This is a genomic window from Treponema zioleckii, assembly GCF_014737315.1.
GTDB classification, from domain to species: Bacteria; Spirochaetota; Spirochaetia; order Treponematales; family Treponemataceae; genus Treponema_D; species Treponema_D zioleckii.
This window is the reverse complement of the sequence record NZ_JPUF01000045.1, coordinates 1-25,501: the sequence shown is the minus strand read 5'-3', so window position 1 is coordinate 25,501 and position 25,501 is coordinate 1. Positions and strand designations below refer to the sequence as shown.

At 44.7% G+C, this 25,501-nt stretch carries 16 protein-coding genes and 1 tRNA gene; 7 read left to right on the top strand and 10 right to left on the bottom strand.

Annotation, left to right across the window (positions count from 1 at the left end; genetic code table 11):
• Positions 1-56: 56 nt before the first annotated feature.
• On the bottom strand, positions 57-2,843 hold the full coding sequence (locus tag JI65_RS11760) for a tetratricopeptide repeat protein (protein ID WP_191016819.1): 2,787 nt from the start codon (positions 2,841-2,843) through the stop codon (positions 57-59).
• A 14-nt stretch (positions 2,844-2,857) separates the two neighbouring features.
• Positions 2,858-4,348, bottom strand: a complete 1,491-nt coding sequence (locus tag JI65_RS11755) for a fibronectin type III domain-containing protein (protein WP_242457232.1) — start codon at positions 4,346-4,348, stop codon at positions 2,858-2,860.
• 46 nt (positions 4,349-4,394) lie between these two features.
• Here JI65_RS11755 and uvrC point away from each other — a divergent pair, with 46 nt between their 5' ends.
• From uvrC to JI65_RS11740, 3 genes are all read left to right on the top strand, one after another.
• On the top strand, positions 4,395-6,437 hold the full coding sequence (uvrC, locus tag JI65_RS11750) for an excinuclease ABC subunit UvrC (protein WP_191016816.1): 2,043 nt from the start codon (positions 4,395-4,397) through the stop codon (positions 6,435-6,437).
• A 720-nt stretch (positions 6,438-7,157) separates the two neighbouring features.
• Positions 7,158-8,150, top strand: coding sequence for a 2-hydroxyacid dehydrogenase (locus tag JI65_RS11745; protein WP_191016813.1), 993 nt, complete (start codon positions 7,158-7,160; stop codon positions 8,148-8,150).
• Positions 8,151-8,237: 87 nt separating this feature from the next.
• Positions 8,238-9,119 (top strand): FN3 associated domain-containing protein, encoded by an 882-nt coding sequence (locus JI65_RS11740; RefSeq protein WP_191016811.1) that lies wholly within the window; start codon positions 8,238-8,240, stop codon positions 9,117-9,119.
• 546 nt (positions 9,120-9,665) lie between these two features.
• Here the strand turns inward: JI65_RS11740 and JI65_RS11735 are convergent.
• The 4 genes from JI65_RS11735 to pepT form a co-directional block, all read right to left on the bottom strand.
• A complete protein-coding gene (locus JI65_RS11735; RefSeq protein ID WP_191016808.1) occupies positions 9,666-10,223 on the bottom strand; it encodes a flavin reductase family protein in 558 nt (185 codons plus the stop codon).
• A gap of 21 nt (positions 10,224-10,244) precedes the next feature.
• On the bottom strand, positions 10,245-11,036 hold the full coding sequence (gene rlmB / locus JI65_RS11730) for a 23S rRNA (guanosine(2251)-2'-O)-methyltransferase RlmB (protein ID WP_191016805.1): 792 nt from the start codon (positions 11,034-11,036) through the stop codon (positions 10,245-10,247).
• Between the two features lie 470 nt (positions 11,037-11,506).
• Complete coding sequence (gene murA, locus JI65_RS11725; RefSeq protein WP_191016803.1) at positions 11,507-12,793, bottom strand: UDP-N-acetylglucosamine 1-carboxyvinyltransferase; 1,287 nt, start codon at positions 12,791-12,793, stop codon at positions 11,507-11,509.
• A 47-nt stretch (positions 12,794-12,840) separates the two neighbouring features.
• Positions 12,841-14,073: a peptidase T gene (gene pepT / locus JI65_RS11720; protein ID WP_191016800.1), complete on the bottom strand. Its 1,233-nt coding sequence runs from the start codon at positions 14,071-14,073 to the stop codon at positions 12,841-12,843.
• A 167-nt stretch (positions 14,074-14,240) separates the two neighbouring features.
• On the opposite strand from pepT, the gene JI65_RS11715 reads away from it, so the two are divergent.
• Positions 14,241-16,331, top strand: a complete 2,091-nt coding sequence (locus JI65_RS11715) for a fructose PTS transporter subunit IIA (protein ID WP_191016797.1) — start codon at positions 14,241-14,243, stop codon at positions 16,329-16,331.
• A 715-nt stretch (positions 16,332-17,046) separates the two neighbouring features.
• Here JI65_RS11715 and JI65_RS11710 read toward each other — a convergent pair.
• Positions 17,047-17,928: a PHP domain-containing protein gene (locus tag JI65_RS11710; RefSeq protein WP_191016795.1), complete on the bottom strand. Its 882-nt coding sequence runs from the start codon at positions 17,926-17,928 to the stop codon at positions 17,047-17,049.
• A 222-nt stretch (positions 17,929-18,150) separates the two neighbouring features.
• On the opposite strand from JI65_RS11710, the gene JI65_RS11705 reads away from it, so the two are divergent.
• Positions 18,151-19,380, top strand: coding sequence for a Crp/Fnr family transcriptional regulator (locus JI65_RS11705; protein WP_191016793.1), 1,230 nt, complete (start codon positions 18,151-18,153; stop codon positions 19,378-19,380).
• 606 nt (positions 19,381-19,986) lie between these two features.
• Here JI65_RS11705 and JI65_RS11700 read toward each other — a convergent pair.
• The 3 genes from JI65_RS11700 to JI65_RS11690 form a co-directional block, all read right to left on the bottom strand.
• A complete protein-coding gene (locus JI65_RS11700; RefSeq protein WP_191016790.1) occupies positions 19,987-20,889 on the bottom strand; it encodes a methyl-accepting chemotaxis protein in 903 nt (300 codons plus the stop codon).
• A gap of 3 nt (positions 20,890-20,892) precedes the next feature.
• The gene (locus tag JI65_RS11695) at positions 20,893-22,032 is read right to left on the bottom strand and encodes an FIST signal transduction protein (RefSeq protein ID WP_191016787.1); all 1,140 of its coding nucleotides are present in this window, start codon (positions 22,030-22,032) and stop codon (positions 20,893-20,895) included.
• Between the two features lie 469 nt (positions 22,033-22,501).
• On the bottom strand, positions 22,502-23,002 hold the full coding sequence (locus tag JI65_RS11690; protein WP_191016784.1) for a YchJ family protein: 501 nt from the start codon (positions 23,000-23,002) through the stop codon (positions 22,502-22,504).
• Between the two features lie 417 nt (positions 23,003-23,419).
• Between JI65_RS11690 and JI65_RS11685 the strand changes: the two genes are divergently transcribed.
• Complete coding sequence (locus tag JI65_RS11685; protein WP_191016782.1) at positions 23,420-25,330, top strand: AMP-dependent synthetase/ligase; 1,911 nt, start codon at positions 23,420-23,422, stop codon at positions 25,328-25,330.
• 66 nt (positions 25,331-25,396) lie between these two features.
• Positions 25,397-25,469 (top strand) — tRNA-Ala (locus JI65_RS11680).
• Positions 25,470-25,501: the final 32 nt, after the last annotated feature.

The window sequence follows — 25,501 nt, the reverse complement described above, 5'->3', positions numbered from 1 at the left end:
GGTCTCGTAGGCTACGGCCAGTGCAGATGCTGAATCAAGTTCAGCACGACAAGTTTTTACAATTTTTCCAACAATTTTAATATTTCATTGTCGAGGGCGTCTTTTAAATATTCGTCCTCGATTGAGCCATTCAAGTCACGGATATCGTTCAGGACGTCAGAAACCAGTTCAAGGCCGTATTTTTGAGAATTTAAGCCGTCTTCAGTTTCGCATTCATTCACAAGCCCGGAATTTATTAGGGCAGTTACAGTTGCCAAAAGCCCAGGCTTTCCAGAAAGCTTAGAAATGATGTAATCAAGAAGGATTCTTGTTTTGCTCGTAAAGAACTGCTTTTTCTTCATTGGAGGAAGATACTCAAGCATTTCACGGAGTTTCAAGAACATTGAAAGCGACGAACGGAATTTTTCCAGCACATTTCGGTTTTCGATTGCACCAACAATCGCAGGAAGCATTTCTACAGCCCGCTTCATCATCAAGTCTTCTTCGGTCGGTTCATCAGAAACCTTGTTTTCAGAAAAAGGCTCAACTTTTTGACTGAGTTTTTCGTCAATTTTCTTGTCCAGCTTTTCGGAAAGTTTTTCTTCAATCTGCTTGTCAGCCTTTTCTTCTATCATGTCATCAAGTTTTGACTGCTGAACGTAATCTGCCGCAAACTGGGCTGCACGCCATGCCTGCTGAGCCGAATAATTTGCGTGAGCAGCGTCATCAGCCATTTTCTTGAATTCACGCTTCAAATCGTTTACCGCCGGAGAATCAAGGTTCTGAGAAGAAGATTCGCGCCCAATGCTTTCAAGCGGGTCTTCAACTTCAAAATCAGAATCAAAATCAGGCTCACTTTCAAAGCCGTCGTTTTTTTCAGAATCTGATCCCGCCGGCTCTGCAGAAGAAACGTCGTCATTTTCAGATTCAATATCCTCGCTTTCAACAGAAGGCACAACATCATCGTCAGACGCAACGGTAGAACGAATATCATCAATATCTTCGTCCTTAAAAAATCCGTCATCATCATCTTTTTCGCCGCGAGCAGGATTTGAAGCAGAAGAAGCAAAATCAACAGCCTCGGAACCGTCTGGCATCACATCAACTTCCGGTGCATCATCTTCATCGACTGGCACTCCGTCATCAAGAAGCAGGTCAATTTCGTCACCTTTTTCTGGAATTTCTTCATCTTCCATCAAATCGCTTGCGGCAAAAATATCGTTGCCCTCATCTTTTGTAAGATTTTCCAGCCCGAACTGATTAAAATCAAAATCATCTGAGTCTTGAGGAAGCTCCTCGTCAGGATTTTTATGCAAACTTTTCTGTGGAATTTCTTGAGGCTCCGCTTTTGCGGCAGGAGTTTCAGGCTCAGAAGTTTCAAAAACGCTGTCATCGCCCAAAGAAAGTTCCCCTATTCCACGCTCAAAATCCTTGTTCTCAGCTTCCATGTCAATTGAAGAAGGATTTTCCTCTGACTTTTCTTTATTGTAAAAATTATGCTTTTTAGCAGAAATATTATTGTACGGGTCGGCAGAATATGCGTCGGCATAAAGAGTCGCGGCTTCTTCGGTTCTGTCCTGTTTTTCGTAAAGAGAAGCAAGCTCAACCTTTGCATCTGCGTCTTTCGGATTTTCTGCAACAGCGACCTTCAGATAATCCTCAGCATTTTTTTCATCGCCAATCTGCAAATAACGCAAGCCCCAATCTTTATAAACCTCTTTGTAGCCAGGGCGAATACGGTCGATTTTGTCGTAGCAAGACTCAGTTTTGTTCGCCTCGCCATTCAGAATATAATACTGACCGAGCAAATTCAGAGTTTCAACATCGTCTGGATTTTTTTTGAGCAATTTTGAAAGTTTTTCGTTAGCTGCCGTAAGATAATTTGCCGAAAGCAAAACCGACGTTGAAAGCTTTAAAACCGACTCGTCATCGGAATCCAGCTCGGTGATTTTTTGAATCGTCTTTACGGCATCATCATTTTTTCCTAAACGCTGCTGAGAATACGCCAAGCCCGTCAAAGCAGGTTTGTAAGTTTCGTCAGTGTCAAGGGCCTTTTTGAATTCAACCTCCGCGCTGTCAAAAATACTCTGACGGTTGTAAATGTGTCCCATTTTAGTGCGCATTTTTGTGTCAGCCGGATTGATTTTTAACGCATTGCTAACAACGTTGTCTGCCTCACGAACTTTATTTGATTTTAGCAAAAGTTCTGAATATTCCTCGATTGCCTCAATCCAGCCCGGCTTTGAACGCAAAGCCCCTTCGTATGCAGCAAGAGCTTTTTGCACTTCGCCAATTTGGGCATAGCTTTTTGCAAGATTCAAAAGCAAAACCGGGTGATTCGGATCGATTTTTAGTCCGCGCTGAAAAGAAGATATTGCCTTTGCCTGATTTCCTTTTAGCGAATAAACCGCGCCAAGATGATTGAAGGCAAGAACATCGCGGTTGTTTCGCTCAACGACATCCTCAAAGCAAGAAATAGCCTCGTCGTAATTTCCCATCTGGCGGAAGGTAAAGCCCATGTTGTACGAAACGTTCGTCAAAAGTTTTGGGTCTGTGTCTCCAAAAGTAAGAACTTTTTCAAAAATCGCAATTGAATCGTCGTATTTTTTTTGACGACGGTAAATTCCGCCAATCGCAATCAAAACATCTGAATTTTTTGGATCGATTTCAAGAATTTTATTGTAAGTGTCAAGAGCCTGCTCATCTTTCCCGCTTTTTACAAAAAGATTTCCCAACTGAATTTTAAAACCAATATCATCAGGATTTTTTTCAATAAGATTTCTTAAAAGCCTTGCAGCCAACTCATAATCGTGCGCAATAATTGCAGCCTTTGTTCGCTGCAAAAGAAGAGCATTTTCTGACATTTGTGATTCTCCCTCTATTTTTTGAGACGCGCTGACGGACGAGCATAAACTTCTTTAGAAAGATTTCCGCTGATTCTTCCGTCAACTTTTGAGTATGCAGAAACGGCAAAATAGTAAATCGTGCCGTTTTTAAGTCCAGTAAGTTTTATTGAAGTCTTGTTGCCGACTTTTACAGGCGACGCACCCTCCACGGCCGCAACGCCAAGATATTCGCCGCTCTTGTTTCCGTAGTAAACGTAATAGCCGCCCGCCGTGTCGTCAACTGAATAGCTCCAAGAAATCGTAACGCATTCGTTTCCAGGCTCCACGTTGACCGTAAACGGCGGAAGCGGGTCGTCCTGTTCGGTGTACTTCATTTTTATTTCAGAAAGAACCGGAGACTTTGAACCGCCGCCGTCTGGCAAAAGTTCTGCCGAAAGCTGGAAATACAGCCCCGTAACGCCAGAAATCTCCTGTCCAGAAACAACTTCCTTCCAGGCAGGGAACGTGTCGTTCCATCCGTAGCAGTTGTCGCCCGAACGAACGTAAAAACGAACCTCGGTCTGAGGCGGAACGTCCATCAAAGCGTCGATTCTGTTAAGGGTCGCCGCACGAGAAACCATAATCGGATTCGTAGTGATTTTTCCGCCGTCAACTTTGTATTTTTCGTTGCCAGTCGCATAAAGATTCTTTGATTCCAAATGGAACGGTCTGTGGTCAATTCTAAAATTATCGATGCGTCCAGAAAATTCCGGACAGATTTCAAGGTCTGCTTTTACGCCCAAAACTGGATAGCAAACAGTGCCGTTCTCATGCTTTGAAGTCGTAACATACATCAACGCCTCGGTTCTGCCGTCAACGCAATACTCAAGAAGACCGTTCGTATCATCAAAAGAAAGTGTATGACGTGTCCACTTGCGAGGAACCAATGTTGAAATTCCGTCCATTATGATTTCGTCGGATTCATATTTTGAAAAAATATTGTTGAATTCCCAGCGAAGATGATTATTGAAGAAAGATGCCGAAATGGTCTGATATTTTGAATCGCCATCCACGCTGATTGAAGAACGCCAAGAAATTACGGTCTCGCCGTTTTCGGCAATCGATGGATTCATCCAGAATTCAATCGTGAACGCCCCGGTCAAACCAGACTTTCCAAAAATCGACGAAGAAGAGCCTTCAAGGGCAAGCCCCCTGTTAACGCCGCGGCTCAAAGCAGCTCCCCGCCCCTTTACGGCATCCGTGGTATAAACGAGATTGTTCGTCTTGACGGTATAGTGCCCAGTGGAATCTTTTATTTGCTTACCGTCAAAAGTCAAAAGCAAATCCGTGGCATCGGTAGATTCCTGCGTGGACGTTACAAGCTGAATGGCTTCGTATCCGTAATAACCTTTTCCGGTCGTAACGCCGACTTGCTCCTGCAATTCTCCCCAGCCATTCGTTCCGCCAATAATTTTTGTAGTTTGTGAGGCGAAAACCAACGATGACGCTAGACAAAGCGAGGTAAATAAGAATAAATTTTTCATATCAATCATCTTTTTCATTTTTATTTGCAATAATTTTAGTAACATTATGAACACATTAGACAACACATATTATGAATCTCTTCACGAAACTGCGTTGAAAGCTCCTTCCACAAGTGGTGTATATTTATGGCGGGATCCAGAGGGAACCGTCATTTATGTAGGCAAGGCTAAAAGCCTAAAAAACAGGCTTTCCTCATATTTTTCGGGAGAAAAGCAGATTAAAACAAAACTGCTGATTTCTCACGCAAAATCCATTGAGTATATCACAACAGCCAACGAATATGAGGCTTTTTTATTAGAAAATAATCTGATAAAAAAGTACACCCCAAAGTATAACATTCAACTCAAAGATGGAAAATCTTATCCTGTGCTTAAAATCACAAAAGAAGACTTTCCGAGATTCTACAAGACCCGCCAAGTCAAAAAAGACGGTTCTCAGTATTTCGGGCCATACCCCGATGCAGGCGCGCTGGATTCATTCATCGATGCGCTCTACAGAATTTACCCCATACGGCATTGCCGGACATTCAAAAAACGGGATGCGCCGTGCATGTATTATCACATCGGACGTTGCAAAGCCCCGTGCTGCAACAAAATCGATAAGAACACCTATAACGAATTTATCGATGAAATTAAAAGTCTTCTTAAGGGAAAAGATGACGAAACAATCGTAAAATTAACTGAAGAAATGAAAAATGCCGCAAAAAATCTGAATTTTGAGAAAGCCGCACGTCTGCGCGACGGACTCAAAGCCCTTGCGATTATGATGAACCAAAACATCGTTGAGGAATTCGGAAGCGAGGACCGCGACTACATTGCCCACTACCGAGAGGGCGAGCTTGTAAGTTTTACGGTTCTAAAACTCCGCGGCGGAAAACTGCTCGGTCGCGACAATTTTAGGGCCGTGAGCATGAACGAGGACGAGGAACTCATTGAGGAATTCGCAATGGCCTATTACACCGAAAAATCGATGATTCCCCCGACGATTTACGTGGCAACCCGCGACACCTATGAATTTTTGACGCAATGGATAGAAGATTCGTTCAGCGTAAAAACGAAGATAAAGTGCATCGAAGTCAAAGAAGAAACAAACGATATATTCAATAGAAGAAAAAATGATTCGGAACAAAACGACGTAACGAAACTTCTTCCGCAAACTGCGAACAGAAGACACGCCGCCGCTTTGGCAATGGCCCGCCAGAACGCAAAAGAAGACATTATCCGACGGCTCCGTGAACGCGGAGACATGCCTGCAATGGCGGAACTTCAGGATTTACTGGGGCTCAAAAAACTTCCGCAGAGAATCGAAGGTTTCGATATTGCCCACATCGGCGGAAAGTGGCCTGTTGCGAGTCTTATTTCGTTCTACAACGGAACGCCAGACAAAAAAAATTACCGCGAATTCAGGCTCAAAACCACGAACGGCGTAATCGACGACTTTGCCTCAATGCGCGAAGCCGCAAGCCGGCGATATTCCCGCCTGCAGAACGAGGGCGCGGAACTTCCAGATTTGATTCTCATAGACGGTGGAATTGGTCAGGTGAATGCGGTTGACGGTGTTTTAAAAGCATTGGGCTTGGAGATTCCGATTGCGGGACTTGCCAAGCGAGACGAAGAAATCTGGCTCCCGCACGCCTCAAAACCAATTTGTCTTCCGAAACGGAGCGACGCTCTGCGTCTTTTACAACGCGTGCGCGACGAGACTCACCGATTCGCAACGAGCCGAAACCAGGAACTCCGAACGAAAGAAAATATTGTCTCAGTTTTTGCGAAACTCCCGCACATTGGCGACAAGCGCGAGAAGATTCTGATTCAGAATTTTATAACGCTCGAAGCGTTGACCGAAGCCGAAGAAAACGAACTCGCCGCTCTATTGCACGTGAATGCCGACAAAGCTGGAGAAATCTTGCTGGCGGCAAAAGAAGAGCTTAAAAAACGCAACGAGACAAAACTCCCGAAAAAAGCCCTTTTCGACGCTCAGACCGCCCCAGAGCAGCAGGATTCAATATACGCAAAAGCCCTTGCCAGCGAAGCTTTGGATTTATCGGTAGCGGAAGAGGAAAGCGGAAAATGGAAAAATGAAAAGTGAAAATTGAAAAATGGGCGGTGGTTGAGCGGAGTCGAAACCACAACAAACGCAGGCTCAGAGAAAGTAACTCAAACCGCCGTTTCACTGACACAGATGAACACGGATGAACTCAGATGGGACACAGATAAATTGAAAGAGGAAAACGCGCTTCGACTACGATCAGCGTCCGTTGCACACCGCACCCGGTGGTTGAGCGGAGTCGAAACCACAACAAACGCAGGCTCAGAGAGAGTAACTCAAACCGCCGTTCCACTGACACAGATGAACACGGATGAACTCAGATGGGACACAGATAAATTGAAAATGGAGGCGAAAAGTTCATATCCCCACCCCAAAGTTGCGAGCATCGCGCGAACAACAAAACTGCACCTCCGAGTCGCCGTCATGCTTGTCGTGGCGACTCGGAAGCCCTTGCAAGCCCGCCCACCAGAACGCGAGTTTTGCTTTAGCAAAACTTGCGGGAAACGCACAAGTCAACTCAAACTCCAAAAGTCAACTCCTGGCGTTTCCGTAGTTGCGAGCACCGCGCGAGCAACAAATCTGCACCCACAAAACGCGGCTTTCCTTGCCGCCGCGTTTTGTGAACCCCTGCAAGTCCGCCCACCAGAGCGCGAGTTTTGCTTTAGCAAAACTCGCGGGAGGCGCACAAGTTGACTTGTATTTTCAAGTGAATTTCCCGCGCCTCCGTGGTATACTTTGAACTATATCATGGAGGTCGCTATGAAAATCGCTTTTTTTGACACTCACTCTTACGACAAAACTTCCTTTACGGAAGCAAACAAATCTTTTGGATTCGAAATTGAATTTTTTGAATATAAACTGAACGAAAACACTGCAATGACCGCCAGCGGATTTGACGCTGTATGTGTTTTTGTTAACGACGCAGTGAATGCGGAAGTGCTTTCCAAACTGAAAACAATCGGCGTTCGGGCAATTCTTCTCCGATGCGCCGGCTTCAACAACGTGGACTTAAAAACCGCAGCAGCAGAAGGATTCAAAGTTCTTCGCGTTCCTGCATATTCACCGTACGCGGTCGCTGAACACGGTGCAGCCCTGCTTTTATCGCTCACACGCCACATTCCACAGGCCTACCTCCGCACAAAAACAGCAAATTTCAATATCGAAGGACTTACCGGACGCGATTTGAACGGCCTTACGGCAGGAATCCTCGGAACTGGAAAAATCGGTCAGATTATGGCTGGAATTCTCCGCGGATTCGGAATGAAAATCATCGCATACGACCCGTTTCCGAACGAAGAATGGTCAAAATCATTTGGGGCAGACTACGTTCCGCTCATGGAACTTTTTAAGCAGAGCGACGTTCTTTCGCTCCACTGCCCGCTCACCGACCAAACAAAGCACATCGTGAACCACGACAGCATGAAGATGATGAAGCACGACGCAGTGATTATCAACACCGGACGAGGCGCGCTGATTGATTCAAAGGCACTCGTACATGCCCTAAAGCACGGTCACATCGGCGGAATCGGAATGGACGTTTACGAAGAGGAAAGCAAATATTTCTTTAGCGACTGGTCAACCGACATTATGACCGACGACACGCTGGCAAGGCTTTTAACCTTTCCGAACGTGATTATAACGAGCCATCAGGCCTTTCTTACGACAAATGCGCTTAAGAACATTGCCGACACAACGCTTGAAAATGCAAAAGCCTTCGTTTCCGGCGGCGAACTTTTGAACGAAGTAAAATAAACGGAAACTCAAAAACTAAGTTACTTGCTTACAAAAATATTTTTTTGTGATAAGATTTTTTTCAGATTATTTTATACGGAGGATTTTATGAAAGCACTCAATAAAATTTTTGCGGGAATGCTCATGGCCACAGCAGCATTCGGATTTTTCGGCTGTTCAGATGAAACAGAAGATGAGAATTTGGTCGTAGAATTTACTGTAAGCGGAAGCGATTCAGATTCATCACGCACAGTCACACTCACAAAACCAGAAGGATACGAAGATAAAGACGTACAAATCATATACACTTTAGACGAATCAACACCAGAAGTAACTTTCAACCAAGCTAATTATACAGCCGGAACAAATCAAGAAGTCGCAGAATATATCGATTATGGTACAGCAAGTCTGTATGATTCACCAATCACAGTTACCTCTACCGTGACAATTAACGCTTACGCATTCTACATTGATACAACAAATCAAAAATGTGTAAAAAGCGGTGACTGGAGTACAAAAAAAGTAACAGTAGCTTCTACAACAGGAGCAAGCACAACAGTTTCAGACTCAATTCCATCAACTGCCGTCACATTCAACTTGGCTTCAACAGGAAATTCAATTACAACAAAATATTTCGACACATCTAACACGAATGTCTTCAAATACGGTGATAAAAACGCTTACTACCAGACACAATTCTCTTGGAAAGGCACTGGCAAAGGAAATTGGTACTTGTACATGCGCGAAGTTGGCGGAGGAATGATAAAGAATGGTTCCGACACTTTCATTGCAAAAGGAACATACTCTGGCACAGCTTTTGACAAAAAGAGCGTCTCAGAAATCACCCCAGGTGAAGTTAAACTTGTAAACAGCACAGGTTCAACAGAAAACACAATTACAATCGCAAACGATAATTCATTCACTCTAAAAGTCAATGGCGTAAATGGAAGCGGTTCGTATTCAGACGTATACGTCGGCGACGCAAAATAAACTCGCCCACGGACAGCCTAAAAACTAAATTTTATACTGTCACCCCGAACTTGTTTCGGGGTCTTTTATTCTAAAGAAAATACAGATGCCGAAATAAATTCGGCATGACTGACTACGAACATTTTGCAAGTTGACTCGTCCACCTTCAAGTTGCGAGCCACGCGCGAGCAACAAAGCTTCACCTCCGAGTCGGCGCCGTGCTTGTCGTGGCGACTCGGAAGCCCTTGCAAGCCCGCCCACCAAAGCGCAAGTTGACTTTCGGGTTTGACGCAGATGAACACGGATGAACTCAGATGGGACACAGATAAAGTGAAAGAGGGAAACGCCAAAAACACTTCCCCTCCCAAAGTTGCGAGCCAAGCGCGAGCAACAAATATGCACCCACAAAACGCGGCTCCCCTTGCCGCCACGTTTTGTGAACACCTGCAAGTGCCTCCACCAGAGCGCGAGTTTTGCTTTAGCAAAACTCGCGGGAAACGCACAAGTTGATTTTTCTTTACAAAATGCCCCACACGCGTTTCCATAAACGCACAAGTTGATTTTTCTTTACAAAGAATTCTTAATAGCGTTTCCATCGCTAAAGGCTTTTCCAACCACTTCGCCAATCACGCGATAAACGTGGAAGGAAGCGTCGTACATAATCGGCTGAAGTTTTCCCAAATCAACTTTGCCGTCGGTCAGAATCGACTCGTCAGCTTGCTGGGCAATAATTTTGCCGGTGAGCATTTCTTTTTCTTCATTCCACTCTTTAACTTCACATTCAAGAACAAGCGGATATTCCTCGATAATCGGTGCATTTACGTGCGCACTTTTATGAACGTGAACGCCAGTCTTTTCGATTTTGTTCACATTGTTTCCGCTCTCGATTCCAAAATAGTCCGAAATCGTAACAGTGTTTTTTGTAGCAAACGCCACGGTAAACGCGCCTGTTTTTTTAAGATTCTCCGTCGTTTTGTGCTTTGCAAGAAACAACGCAATCTCGCCATAATCCGACTGGATTCCCCAAGCCGCATTCATCGCGTTCGGAACGCCATTTTCATCATAAGTACCGATAATAAAAACGCCTTCCGGCACAATCACAGCCTTTTTTGAATCAAATTCCATTTTTTCCTCCTTCAGCTAAGCCTACAAATCTAGTTTTCGTTTGCGTTCAAATAAGAGTACCCCCGCTGCCACAGAAACGTTCAGACTGTCGATTTTTCCACAAGTCGGAATCGAAACGATTGTGTCGCACTGCTCTTCAAGAAGCCTTGAAATTCCAGTTCCTTCGCTTCCCATTACGATTGCAGTTTTAGGGGCAAAATCGATTTTTGTAACGTTCTCGCCGCCTGCGTCCGCCCCGTAAATCCAGAATCCGGCATCTTTGAGTTTTTGAGCAGCACGCGAAAGATTTGTAACCACCGCACAAGGAACATACGCGCTCGCCCCCGCGCTCGAACGGGAAATAATCTCGTTGTCGGCAAAGTCGTTCGCACTATGGCGAGAAGGCATTACCACAAGACTCGCACCGAACTGGTCGCATGAACGGATAATCGCCCCAACGTTGTGCGGGTCTGTAACTGAATCCAAAATGATTACAGTTGATTTTTCTGATTCGTTGACTTTTTGCTCGGCTATCCACTGGTCAAAATTCACCTCGGAAGATTTTACGTCCTCGCCGTCAATCGTGAGCACAATTCCGCGATGGTCACGGGCAACTTCCGGAAGGTTCTGAACTAAAGAATCAAGTTTTTTGCTGTCTGAATCAACTGCCGTAAGCCCGGCTTTTTTTGCAATTTCAAGGATTTTTTTTACGCGCGGACCGGTCTTGCTAACATAAATCGTAAATCCGCTGATTTTTTTTCCGCTCTCAACTTCGTCCGCAAAGCGTCGGACTTTTTCTTCAATGGCATGAAAGCCTGTAATTATCTGTCTCATACGCAAAGTATACCACAACTTGCGTCAAAGTTTAAGTGATGCTTCGACTCCGCTCAGCAACAAAGGAAGGTGAAAAGTGAAAAATGAAAGATGAAAATTGAAAATGATTTTTTTGGCAAATGCCCCACCAAAACGCAAAGTTTTTTTTAGCGATTCCGGTGGTTGAGTAGCAAAGCGTATCGAAACCACAACTAAGCGTCCACCGAGAACGTTTGTAAACTGCCTAGCACAACTCAAAGCCAAATACGCGAGGTGGTCTGCGAATGTGCAAGTGGACTCAAACCTGTTTTTCAGTTTTTGGAACAAAAACTGAGAGGAACGGCGAAACTAACTAGAGCAGAGCGAAAAGTTAGCATTGCCGTTCCACTGACGCAGATGAACACGGATGAACTCAGGTGAGACACAGACAACTTGAAAGAGGGAAACGCAAAAAACACTTCCCCACCAAAGTTCGCCCACCAGAGCGCGAGTTAGTCGTCCAACTCTACTCGCTCGATTCTTGCGCCGAGTGACTGTAGTTTTTCGACAAGATTTTCGTACCCGCGCTCAATCTGATAAACGTTCGAAATCGTGCTCACGCCGTGAGCTGCCATCGCCGCAATAACCATTGCCATACCGGCACGAACGTCAGGCGAAACAAGATTGTCTCCGTGAAGCGTAGATGGTCCGCTCACAACCGCACGATGCGGGTCGCAAAGCGTAATTCTCGCGCCCATGCTAATGAGCTTGTCAACGAAGAACATTCGGCTCTCGAACATTTTTTCAAAAATCAGAACGGTTCCCTCAACCTGGGTCGCAACGACAGTCATAATCGATGTTAAATCCGGCGGGAATCCCGGCCACGGAGAATCGTCAATCTTCGGAATCATTCCGCCGAGGTCTGAATTCACCTTCATTTCCTGGCCGACAGAAACCGAAAGTTTGTCGCCGTCAATTGTCCAGCGAATTCCGAGTTTGCTGAAAGCGACTTTTAAAGGACGCATGTCCCGCGGGTTAACGCCCGTAATCGTAATCGAGCCTTTTGTGGCCGCGGCAAGACCGATGTAAGAGCCAATCTCCATAAAATCAGGTCCAATCGCAAAATCTGTTCCGTGCAGTTTTTTTACGCCGTCAATCGTAAGAATATTGCTTCCGATTCCAGTGATTTTTGCGCCCATGCTCACGAGCATATTGCACAAATTCTGAACGTGAGGCTCGCTCGCCGCATTTGTGATTACAGTGCGCCCTTCCGCAAGAACTGCCGCCATGAGCGTATTCTCGGTGGCTGTAACGGAAGTTTCGTCCAAGAAAATGTCAGCGCCAACAAGTTTGTTTGAAGTGAATGAAAAAGGACCGTCAACCGAAACTCGCGCGCCAAGTTCCTGCAAAGCCAAAAAGTGAGTGTCCACGCGGCGACGGCCAATTACGTCACCGCCCGGAGGTGGCATAATGGCTTTTCCGGTACGCGCCAAAAGTGGCCCCGCAAAAAGAATTGAAGCACGAATCTTTCTGCTCAGTTCCGCAGGAATATCAGAAATATTGATATTCGCCGCTTCAATCTTCCAGTCATGCTCGCCGATTTTTTCAACTCCGGCACCGAGTGCCTGCAAAATCAAGAGCATAACATTCGTATCTTCGATATTCGGGATATTCCGCAAAACAACGCTTTCTTCCGTAAGCAATGCAGCCGCAATGCACGGCAAAGCCGCATTCTTGTTTCCGCTGGCAGCAATCGTTCCGCTAATCGGAATTCCGCCTTCAATTTTGTATTTATGCATCAATTCTTCCTTTTAATTAAATTTATTTAGCAGCATATTCGCAATATTTAGCAAACAAGATTTATGAGAATCTCACAAGCTTTTGTCATCTGCTGGAGAGAGCACCACTCCGTTCGTGAGTGATAATTGTGCCCGCCGGTAAAAATATTCGGAGTCGGGATTCCCATTTCCGTAAGGCGAGAACCGTCCGTGCCACCACGAATCGGGGTGAACAAAACTTTTACGCAAGCTTTTTCATAAGCCTTTACAAGATTTTCGACAACTTTAGGACTCTTATCCAATCCTTCTTTCATATTTGCGTACTGGAAAGTGTGTTTTACTTCCGCTTTTCCGCCAAATGATTTGGCCGTTGCATCCGCAAGAACTTCCACGAGCGACTTTCGTTTTTCCATTCCGGCTTTTGAAAAATCTCTCAAAAAAACGCTCACTTTCGCACTTTCAATAGAGCCTTCAATTCCCATCGGAGCGTAGAATCCCTGATAGCCGTCCGTAGTCTCCGGTGCCTCGTGCCGCGGAAGATTCATCAAAAAACTTGCAGCCATAGTTATCGCATTCACCATGTCAGGGCGGGCAGAACCCGTGTGTTTTGATTTTCCCGTAAAAATCACGTCGCTTTTGTATGCATTGAAGCATTCGCTCTCAAGCTCGCCAATGTGTCCGCCGTCAACCGTGTAAGCGCATTTTGACTCAATAAGATTCATCGGAACGTTGTCCATTCCGTGGCCAGTCTCCTCGTCAGGCGAGAAAATAACTTCAATCGGACAGTGAGAAACGTTCGGATTGTCGTGAAGATATTTTACCATCGTCATTATCGCTGTAACTCCGGCTTTGTCATCTGCACCCAAAAGAGTCGTTCCGTCCGTCGTGATTATCGTTTCTTTGTTAACGCCGGCTTCAAAAAGGTCTTTGTCGCAAGCAGGGTCAAGAACGTCGCCCGTAGAAAGCGTGATTTTTTCGCCTGAATAATTTTCGTGAATCTGCGGATTTACGTTCTCGCCGCTAACTTCCTCAACGGTGTCCATGTGAGCCAAAAGACAGAGAGAAGGCTTCGCTTCCATTCCAGACGAGGCAGGAATTTTTCCATAAACGTAACAATGTTCTGTAACCTGAACATTCTCTGCGCCAAGTTCTTTAAGCTCTCTTTCAAGCACACGCGCAAGGTCAAACTGTCTTTCGGTCGAAGGCTGAATTCCAGAATCAGCTTTTTCGGAATCAGAAGTCGTCCAAATTTTTACATAGCGCACGAACCGCTCTAAAATTTCTTTTTCGTTAAGTTGCATAAAATCCAACTTCCCCTCGTAATAATTTTCTTTTCTATTATACACGACTTTAGGCACGGCTTTCCACCACCTGCAAATCTATAACCATCTGTAATAGGGCTTACGCATTATTTATAAAATTGCTATTATAATCCCCACTAAAATTAAAACGAGGTTTTTTTATAAATATGGAAGAAAATATTACAGAAATCATTACAAATCTTGCTTTACAGCTTGCGGTAATAATTTTTGCAGTCAGGATTTTTGGAAAACTGGCTGTAAAAGTCGGCATTCCTTCGGTGCTCGGAGAACTGATTGCAGGAATCATAATCGGTCCGTTCGCTCTTGGCTCGATAGTTTTACCCGGCTTTCCGCAGGGATTTTTTCCGGTTTTCTCGGCAAATCTCGCTGTACATCCAACGCTTTATGCGTTCGCCCAAATAGCTTCCATAATACTTCTTTTTGCGTCAGGACTCGAAACAGACCTTGGGCTTTTCATCAAATATTCGGTTTCCGGCGGAATTATCGGTCTTGGCGGCGTTATTATCTCCTTCTTGTTCGGTGACATTGCCGCAATGTTCATCTTAAAATCTCTCGAAATTCCGTGCGCCGGCTTTATGGACGTAAAATGTCTTTTCCTCGGAATCATGTCCACCGCAACTTCGGTCGGCATTACGGCACGAATTCTTTCTGACAAAAAAAAGATGGACTCGCCTGAAGGAGTTACGATTCTGGCGGCAGCCGTTTTTGACGACGTTCTGGGAATCGTTCTTCTCGCGGTCGTAATGGGAATCGTCAGCGCGTCAAAAGGCGGGGCAATGCCTAGCGGAACCGAAATCGGACTAATCGCGGTAAAGGCAATCGCAATCTGGCTCATCGCGACAGTTGCATTCATCTTGCTTTCAAAAAAAATCGCGCGCTTTGTACGACTCTTTGGCGGAACTTACGATTTTTCAATCGCCGCATTCGGCGTGGCACTCGTTCTCGCGGGGCTTTTTGAAAAAGAAGGACTTGCGATGATTATCGGCGCGTACACGACGGGGCTTTCCCTTTCTCGAACAGACATCGCGCCTCTCATTCAGGAAAGAATCCACGGACTTTACAAATTCTTCGTTCCGATCTTCTTTGCAGTAACAGGTATGAGCGTTGATGTGACTCAGCTTTTTGACAAGCAAGTGCTCATTTGCGGACTGGTTTTTACAGTAATTTGTATTGTCGCAAAATTGATTGGTTGTGGCGGACCGGCCCTGGGGCTTGGTTTTAACCTCAAAGGAGGATTCAGAATCGGTTCGGGAATGATTCCGCGTGGCGAAGTTGCGCTTATCATTGCAGGAATCGGTCTTAGCGCGGGAATCGTAAATCAGCAGCTCTTCGGAATCGTAATTCTTATGACTCTTTTGACGACGCTCGTAGCTCCTCCTATTCTCAACGTTTCACTCAGCATAAAAGGCTCTGGAACGCGAAAAGAAGTTTCTCTGTCAGAGGCTCAGGTTTTCGAATGGGATTTTAAGAATGCCGAAATCGCGCGCCTCGTGCTCGACATGTTCATCCGAGACCTCCGCTCGGAAGGATTCTACGTTCAGATGATGAACATAAACGACGGGCTCAGCCAGGCTCGAAAGGGTGAGCGTTCATTCTCAATCATCGTTGAAGGCACAGTTCTTTCGATTGAGGCAGCCCAGGAAGACATGGGATTTATTAAAAGCGAGATTTACGAAGTGATGCTTCGTCTCGACAAAACCATGCAGACTTTGAACGCGCTCAAAAATACTTCAAAATTGCAGTATGGATTTTCCAGCGAAGAAAGCCGAATGGAAAATATTCTCTTTAGAAAACTTGACGAACGTTGCATTTCTTGCGATTTAAAAGGCACAACAAAGGACGAGATTCTGAACGAAATGATTGGGCTTCTCGTTCAGAGCGGCGAAGTTACGAACCGCGAAATGCTCCTCGGAGACGTAAAAGAGCGTGAAAACTCAATGAGCACAGGACTCGGAAACGGAATCGCAATTCCACACGCAAAAACTGACGGCGTAGAGTCAACATGCGTTGCAATCGGAATCAAACGCGACGGAATTGATTACGACGCACTTGACGGCAAAAAAGTAAACATTGTGATTATGATAGCGTCCCCGGCTTCTGGCTCGGCACCGCAAATGCGCATAATGTCAACACTTACGGGTGCACTCTCAAAAGCAGAGGTTCGAGAAAAAATTATGGCCGCAAAAGATGCACAGGAAGTAATCAACATCTTAAAATCCTGCAAGAAGATGCAGTAAAGGAAGCGCTGCAAGTTAGTTTTGAGAATATAAGTCAACTTGTGCGCTTCCCGCGAGTTTTTCTTACGAAAAACTTGCGCTCTGGTGGGCGGGCTTGCAAGTGCTACCGAGTCGTCGCGACAAGCACGGCGCCGACTCGGAGGTTTGGTTTTGTTGTCCAGCGCGTCGCGGACAACTTTGAGTTGGGCGAGCAAACTGGGGCGTTTACGGAAGCGCTGCAAGTTAGTTTTGAGAATACAAGTCAACTTTTGCGCTTCCCGCGAGTTTTTCTTACGGAAAACTCGCGCTCTGGTGGGCGGGCTTGCTGGTGCTGCCGAGTCGCCGCGACAAGCACGGCGCCGACTCGGCGAGGAAGTTTTGTTGCTCGCGCGTAGCTCGCAACTTGAAAGAAGACGAGCCAACTTGCAAAATGTTCGTAGCTTGTCATGCCGAATTTATTTCGGCATCTCCAGTAAGTATTGTACGAAAGGAAAATCAGAAATTCACTTTGTAAATACAAGTCAACTTTTGCGCTTCCCGCAAGTTTTCCTTACGGAAAACTCGCGCTCTAGTGGGCGGGCTTGCTGGTGCTGCCGAATCGCCGCGACAAGCACGGCGTCGACTAGGCGAGGAAGTTTTGTTGCTCGCACGTGGCTCGCAACTTGAAGGTGGACGAATCAACTTGCAAAATGTTCGTAGCTTGTCATGCCGAATTTATTTCGGCATCTCCACATTTTTAATCACTTTTCATCCAATCAGTTTGCCTGTAGTCAAAGTCACCGAGATGCGGGAGCAATTCTTCAAAGTAAAATCGGTTTTCAATTTTTTTGTCGCCGCAAGTTCGTGCCAAATGGCGGTCGGCACGCATTCCCCTGCCATGAAAATCACTTCCGGCGGTAACGAACATGTCAAGTTTTCTTGCAAGCTCTTCAAGCCGCATAGCCTCGCTCACTCGCACCGCAGGATGCCAGGCTTCAAGCCCCATAACGCCACGGTCACGGACACTCTTTATAACATCTTCAATTTTACCCCACGAAAGATAAAGTGACATAGGATGCGCGAGAACAGGAATTCCGCCGGATTTTTTAATTGCCTCAACAGCCGTGTCCAAATCTTCGCCGTTATGACGGATATACCACGGGCGGTTACTGCCCAAATAGCGGTCAAACGCCTCCTGCCGCGACTTTACCTTGCCGATTTTCAGTAAAAACGACGCAAAATGAGGCCGGCCAATCTGACTTTCACCAAACATAGACTCAATCTCGGAAAGAGTCACTTCAATTCCGTCTTCATTCATCTTGTTCACAATCTGCTGATTCCGTTCATGCCGCTCCTCGGTAAGATATTTTATAACGTCCCGAAGCTCAGGCGAAAGACAACGCAATCCGTGCCCCAAAAGATGAAATTCCCCCGTCGGCCAGGCAATCGTAATTTCTATGCCGGGAACAAAAATTATTTCGTTTTGAGAGCAGACTTTTGCCGCATCATAAAGTCCGTCCACCGTGTCATGGTCTGTGAGTGCCCAAACGTCAAGTTTTCTGTCAATTGCGTACTGAGCGGCCTCAGCCGGAGCCATCATGCCGTCAGAAGCACTTGAATGGGTATGTAAATCTATCATGCACAAAAGAATATCATAAATCAAAATTATGTGTTATCATTTTAAAATCCAGGTCCTAAAAATCTCAAATTTTGAATTTTTAGAAGTGCCTTAAATTCGGTTGATAAGTTTTTATCAGCCAATTTAAAAAAAGTGCCGAAAATCATAAAGATAAATTTATGTAAAACTCTAAAAACTTCAGTTTTTTGAGGTACACTTATTTTAACTTCGAGGTAAGCGACTATGCCAAAGGCAATTTCTTATTCAAAAGGTTCAATTATTTACTTTGAAGGCGATTTAGACAACCGTGTTTTTATTCTTCAAAAAGGTACAATTTATTCATCGTCCAAAGACATTGAAACCCGCGAGAACGTAACAGCCATTATAAAAACTGGAGAGTTTTTTGGAGTGCGCTCTGCTGTCGGTCATTTTCCACGAGAAGAGACTATCACAGTTCTTGAAGATTCTGTCTGCGTAGCACTTTCTTTGCAAGAATTTGAAAATATCTTCAGCACAAACAAAACCGTTATGATGAAGATGCTGCAGGTTTTTTCGAGCCAGCTGCGCCAAATCCATAAAAAAATTGAATCAATCCTAAAGCGTGATAACATAATTTCGCAGGATGCCGGAATGTACGCCGTCGCTCAGTCATTCTTTAATGACAGCAAGTGGCAAAGTTGCCTTGATGTAGCGTCTTCAACCTTAAAATTGTACCCTGACCACAGCAACAAAGCTGACCTTCAAAAAATGGTAAAAACTGCGGCAGCTCATGTTGCAAAAGAAGAACCAAATGAAATTTACTATTCGGAAGACCAAAAAAGCCGGCTTGCTTCCCAGTTGTTCGAGTTGCCGGCATTCAAACGATTCTCAAAAACCTACAAAGACGGTCAGGTAATCATTGCGGAATTTGAAAAGGGTGAAACTTTCTACATGATTCAGAAAGGAACCGTTCAGCTTACAAAATGTGCAAACGGAAAAAACAAGAATATCGACATTCTAAAACCGGGCGAACTTTTTGGAGAGATGGCGATTCTTGACAACTCACCTCGTTCGGCAACCTGTCTTGCACGCGGTAAAGTTGATGCCCTCGAATTCAACAAGGCAAACTTCCAGGTGCTCGTAACCGGAAATCCTCAGATTGCGCTTAATCTTTTAAAGACTTTCTGCAAACGAATTTTTGACCAGAAACGAAGATTCAAGATTCTTTTGATTACAGACCCACAAGTTCGAGTTGCAGACGTTTTCTGTATGTTCGACGAAATCACTCCGACTGCAAATCCAGATTCAAGAACAAAGAAATTCAATCTTACGATTGCAGATGTGGCTCAGTGGGCAGGTCTCCAGCTTGAAGAGACTACAAACCAAATCGACCACTTTGTTTCAATAAAGCGTCTTGAAATTGTAGAAAATCAGATGATTGTAGATATTCAAGAAATGCGCCGAATCGTAGAAACACGAGCAAATATAAAATAAAAGGAAGCGCTGCAAGTTGTTTTTTAGAGTTTAAGTCAACTTATGCGCTTCCCGTGAGTTTTGTTAAAGCAAAACTCACGCTTTGGTGGGGGCAGTTTGCAGGTGCCCACGAAACGTAGCGGCAAGCAGGACTACGTTTCGCGAGTACTCTTTTGTTGCTCGCGCATCGCTCGCAACCAAGAAAACTCGTGCTCTAGTTAATCACTTTGTGAGTGCAGTCTTGTTGCCCGCGCACCACCGCATACAGTGAGCAACGGTCGCTGAGCAACGTCGAAGCACAGTTTTTCCATCTCCCATTCACCTTATCTGTGTCCCATCCTGTTCATCTGTGTTCATCCGTGTCAAAATCAAAAGTCCACTTGCACTTTCGCACACCACCTCACACATCTAACTTTCAGTCCAGTCAGGCACTTTACAAACGTTCTCGGTGGACGATTGGTTGTGGTTTCGATACGCTCCGCTACTCAACCACCGCATACAGCGGGCACGGTCGCTGAGCAGCGTCGAAGCGCAGTTTTCCATCTCCCCAAAATTTATCTGTGTCCCATCACTGTTCATCTGTGTTCATCTGTGTCCACCCCTAAAGCCCCGTCCCAGAGAAAACGTTTACTTCGCCACGGACTGTTTTTCCATATCCGCAAAAACGGACTTTAAGCCGAACGTGAACGAATACAAATCGTTAAAAAGCATTTCGTTGTCGGAGGCACATCTTCCGAACAAATCAAAATTCTCTTTTGCCATTTTTGAAATCCTATCAACGCAGGTTACAACATTCTCAATTCCATTCACCGTATCAGAAATGAATGAAACCACTTTTCCGACGTTTGCATTGTTCGCAGAATTTTTCTGTCGCACGCTATCAAACTGGTCGAGCGTGCCCTGTGTCTCTTCCGCAAGTTTCTCAAGAGCTTCGGAATTCTCTTTTGTGGATTTTTCAAGGGCTGTAATCGAATTCACAAGATTGTCAACATTGTGCTTAATCAGTTCGGAAGTCTTTGTCGTGTCACCGCTGAGTTTTTTTACTTCATTCGCAATTACACGGAATCCTTTTCCGGCAGCTCCCGCGCGGGCAGCTTCAATTGACGCATTGAACGAAAGAAGATTAGTCTGAGCCGAAATATTCTGAATTTCATTTATCTGGTCATTAATCTTTTTGACTTCGGCAATCAAATCCTTGAATTTATCAACGTACAACTTGTGTTCAGCCTCAATTTTTGCCACAGAGTCACGGAGTGTGGAAATCGCACTAGAAATCGTTCCGAGTCGCTCATTGTTCATACCCGCATTTTCTGCCATTTTGCTCGTGTCATTCTGCATCGCTTTTGAACTTTCAATAAGTCTGTTCAAATCATCATGCTGTTTTTGAGTTTCGCGTTCCTGTCGCTCTTGGCTGGCAAAATAATTCTTCATAAATTCCGCACCGAACGCATCTTTTGCAAGATAACGCGAAAGCGCGTCAACCAAATCAGAGCCGACTTTTACAAGATTCAGATTTTCATTGTTTTCCATAATTTAGTCTCCAATTACAAGCGTTACCAGAGTTTGATTGCAATGAACTCTTCCAATCTGCTCGCCGTAGCAAGAAAAACCACAAAACGTAGGAAACGTCTCGTTGTACTTTGCGATAATTTTATCTTTTAGCCCCATTCGCTCAAAAGCCAGCGTTCGGGTTATGCAAGTCATCATAATAGCGAATTTTGGATTCGGAATTGCAGATTTTATTTCCAGGCAAGTCTGCTCGCATTTTTCAATCGGATTTCCGATGTGCATGAGTTCAAGCGTGGAATTAGGAACAACGCGGGCAAAAAGAGAGATTTCTTTTTGCGGGGAAAAGCCTGCCAAGGCCACGATGTGCAAAGAACCGTTCAGACTTCTCGCAAAAGGATTTTCAAAAGTCATTCCTTCGGCCTGGATTTCGCTCACATTAAGGCTCTGGGCGTAAGCCGTTTTTGCAGGCATTGAATTCAGCCGCGAGATTTTTCTGTTAGCAGAATCGGCCTCATTCACAAAAAAGCGTTTTCCTGTGGGATTAAAAATATCTTCCTGCCGAATGTCGAATTTGCACGGAGTTTTTACAAAGAGCATTACAGCCCCGTCCTGAGTCACTTTGCCGTTGTAGCTCACGAAGGTTTTCGCTTCGTTTCCCGTAAAACCTGCGGTTCCGCCGGCAAGAGGAAACAAATCATTTTTTATAATCGAATAAAATGTTGTTAGGATGGTTTCTTCCGCGTTGTATACGCCGTTTATGAATGTGAGAGCAAATGCAGATTTATGGGAAGACGGATCCCCGCACGAAATTCCAGCTCCGCGAAGAGCGTTCTCAATGTCGTTTTTGCTTGCCATTGGGTACTTGCTTCCATTTTCGATTAGCACGCCTTTTACTTTTGTGCGGGCATCGCTCATGGTGCAAAGGATTACGGAATTGTTGGCAAAGCCGTTTTTGTCTATTTCGCCTGCCGTTGAGGTTCCAATAACTTCGCTGTCAGGGAATTTTTCTTTTATAGCTTTTGACAATTCTGCAAAATCGTAATTTATATCCGCCAAAAAAATTACAGCTTGGTAAGCTGAGCAAGTCTTTTTTAGCCGCTTGACCAAATCTTCCGCCGCATCGCGGGGATTCACAATACGAGTAGAAACAACTTCCTGTTCCATAGACGCTCCTCCCAAGAAAAGAGTATGCCTTAATTCTACTCAGAGATTTTTTATTTAGCAAAATTTTTTTAGAAAATTCGTATAGAAAACAGTTTTTTTTATCACAATATATAACTTGTTATTTGTGATGATAAAATATTAAAACAGGCTGAACAGTTTTTAACTAATTTTAGAAAATTTAAAAAGCCGTAAAACTCAGTTTTCCCGAATTTTACGGCTCATTATTCAAGTTGTTGCGAGTTCTGTAAAACAGATGCTGAACCAAGTTCAGCATGACAGTTATTTTATAGTCCACAGCAAGGAAGTTGCTCCCCTTGGTCGCAACAATTGTAAGAAATGTTTTGGTCTAGCGACCACAGCAAGGGAGTTGCTCCCCTCGGTCGCAACAATTGTAAGAAATGTTTTGTCTAGCGACCACAGCAAGGGAGTTGCTCCCCTCGGTCGCAACAATTGTAAGAAATGTTTTGGTCTAGCGACCACAACATTTCTTATATTTTTTTCCGCTGCCGCATGGGCATGGGTCGTTTCTTCCTACTTTTTCGCCTTCGCGAACAACGGTCATTGGTTTTACCTGACCAACAGAATACATCCAGTTTCCGTCGATTTTTTTGAAGTAACCGATTTCGTGGTGAATATCTCGCAAGCCTTTTCGATCTGTGTAAGTTGCCTCAAACTCTACGATTCCCTCATCGTCTTTCTCAGTTCCCTTTTCGGTGCGGAGGATTTTGAGTCCGTGCCATTTAGAAGTCTTTGACCATTCCTCTGTGGCTTTTCGGTCTATCTCCGCAATTTTCTCGCCTTCCTCGCAAGAATTGATGATAAAGTCGATTTCCTGTTTCTCGTAAGCTGAATAGCGTGCACGCATGAGAGCCTCAGCTGTAGGTGCCTTTACAGAACCTTTAATGATTCCCTCACAGCACTCTGCGTAAGTTTTTCCAGAGCCACAAGGGCACAAATCTTTCTCTGCCATAATAATATCCTTAAAAAAAATCTGAATTTTTGTCTTTCGATTATATCAAAAAGTAAAAGTTTTAGAAAAGACAATCTTTTAAAATCTTGAACAGAGTCGTGCTAAAAAAATCCGAGTCAAAAACAGTTGCAAAAAAATAGAGAAAATTCCCAATTTTGAAGAAGTACAAAAATCTTCCTTAATTAATCTTTCCATAAAATGATTTTATCTTTATACTAATTTGGTTATTCTGACAAAATCTCACTTTTTGTCATTTTGTAGAGATAAACTGGTCGAACATGAACGCTGATTTACGTCTGATTTTTAGGTGCTGAGACCGATTCAGCATGAGGGTTAAGGACTTTTGAAAATGGGAAGAGCTAAAAATATCCAAATTTCGATTTTTTAGAGATGCCCAAATATCACACAGGAGTTTTTATGGAAACGACAATTCCAAGACTTTTTAGAAAAATGGTCAAGCAATATCCGGATTTGGCATTCCAAATGTCAAGATTCAATGACGGGCATTTTGAGCCAACCACTTATAAAGAAGCTTACGAAACCGCAATGGCATTCGCGGGCGGACTTTTGGCGCTCGGAGTTCAGCGCGGTGAACACATCGGGCTTATTTCCGACAACCGAAAGGAATGGCAGCACGCGGATTTGGGCTTGCTTACAATCGGGGCGATTGACGTTCCTCGCGGATGCGACGCGACAATCGGCGACATTGAGTACATTATCTCATTCTCGGAGTGCAAACTCGTAATCGTTGAAAATTCCGCACAAATCAGCAAATTGCTCGGAATAAAAGACAAGCTTCCGCTCGTGGAACGCCTAATTTGTTTTGAGGAACCGACTGAAAAAGATTTTGCCGCCGCAAAAAATGCGGGAGTTGAACTTCTTTCTTTCAAGAATGTTGTTGAATCAGGAAAAAAATTCAATTCAGAAAATCCGAATAAAGTTCAGGACGAAATGGAAATCGGAAAATGGGATGATTTGGCAACAATCATCTTTACTTCGGGCACAACAGGACAGCCAAAAGGCGTTATGCTGAGCCACGGAAATTTTATCACCCAGCTTGACGAAGTTGACGAGCGAATCTTTATGTACCCTGGAGACCGCGGCTTGTTGGTTCTTCCGATTTGGCACGCATTTGAGCGCGCGGTTGAGTACGTCGTAATGAGTCAGGGTGCGACTCTCTGCTACTCAAAGCCTGTCGCTCCGATTCTTCTCGCGGACTTGAAAACTTTAAATCCGCAGGTTCTTCCTGCCGTTCCGCGAGTTTTTGAGGCGATTTACGATGGAATTTTCCGCCAGATGAGAAAAACCGGCGGAATCGTCAACAGACTCTTTAAATTCTTTACGAACATCGCTTTGTTCCATTCAAAACTGGACAGAGTTCTTTTCGGAAGAACTTCAAGATTCGGCTACGACATGAGATGGCTTCAGTGGCCAGCGTTCGTGATTCCGTGGTTGGTCTGCTATCCGATAAAGCTTTTGGGCGGAGCCATCATCTTCAGAAAAATCCGTGCGATGCTCGGAAATAACTTCCGCTCTGCAGTTGCTGGCGGGGGGGCGCTTCCTCCGGCCGTAGACAAATTCTTCTGGGCAATCGGCGTAAAACTCGTTGAGGGATACGGACTTACAGAGACTGCACCGATTATTTCCGTAAGACCAATCAAAAGACCGATTTTTGGAAACGTCGGCTCGCCAGTGCGCGGAATTTCGGCCCGCGTCGTAGACCCGAACACAGGAAAGGATATTGGACGCTGCAAAAAGGGCGTTCTTGAGGTTAAGGGCGGTACGGTAATGAAGGGCTACTACAAGCAGCCTGAGCTCACCGCAAAAGCAATCGACGACAACGGTTGGTTCAATACGGGCGACATTGCAATTCTTACGGTGAACAACGAAATTTGTCTTCGCGGCCGAATCAAGGACACAATCGTTCAGACTGGCGGCGAAAACGTAGAACCTGCTCCAATCGAGATGAAAATGCAGGAATCAAGATTCATTCAGACTGCGGTTGTTCTCGGTCAGGATCAGCGTTATCTTGCGGCTCTGGTCGTTCCTGAGAAGTCCGAAATCGAAGCGTGGGTAAAAGAAAACGACCTTCCGTATACGAAGTACGAAGATATGATTAAGAGCGGCGAAATTTACCGTCTTATCGACACGGAGATTGCCACAAGAATCAATGCGAAGAACGGATTCAAGATGTACGAACGAATCAACAAATTCACTTTGCTTGCAAAACCCTTCGAAGTTGGCGTTGAGATGTCTCCAAAGCTTGAAGTAAAACGTTTCAAAGTAAACGAACTGTACGCAAAAGAAATAAAAGCTCTTTTTAAATAGCCTTTTTACAAACCGCATGGAAACACTTGCTTTTTTCCGTGCGGTTAAATATTATATACCTCATTCGGGGACGTAGCTCATCTGGTAGAGCAATTGGTTCGCAATCAATAGGTGGCCGGTTCAAGTCCGGTCGTCTCCACTAAAAAGACTGATTCAAAATAGGGTCAGTTC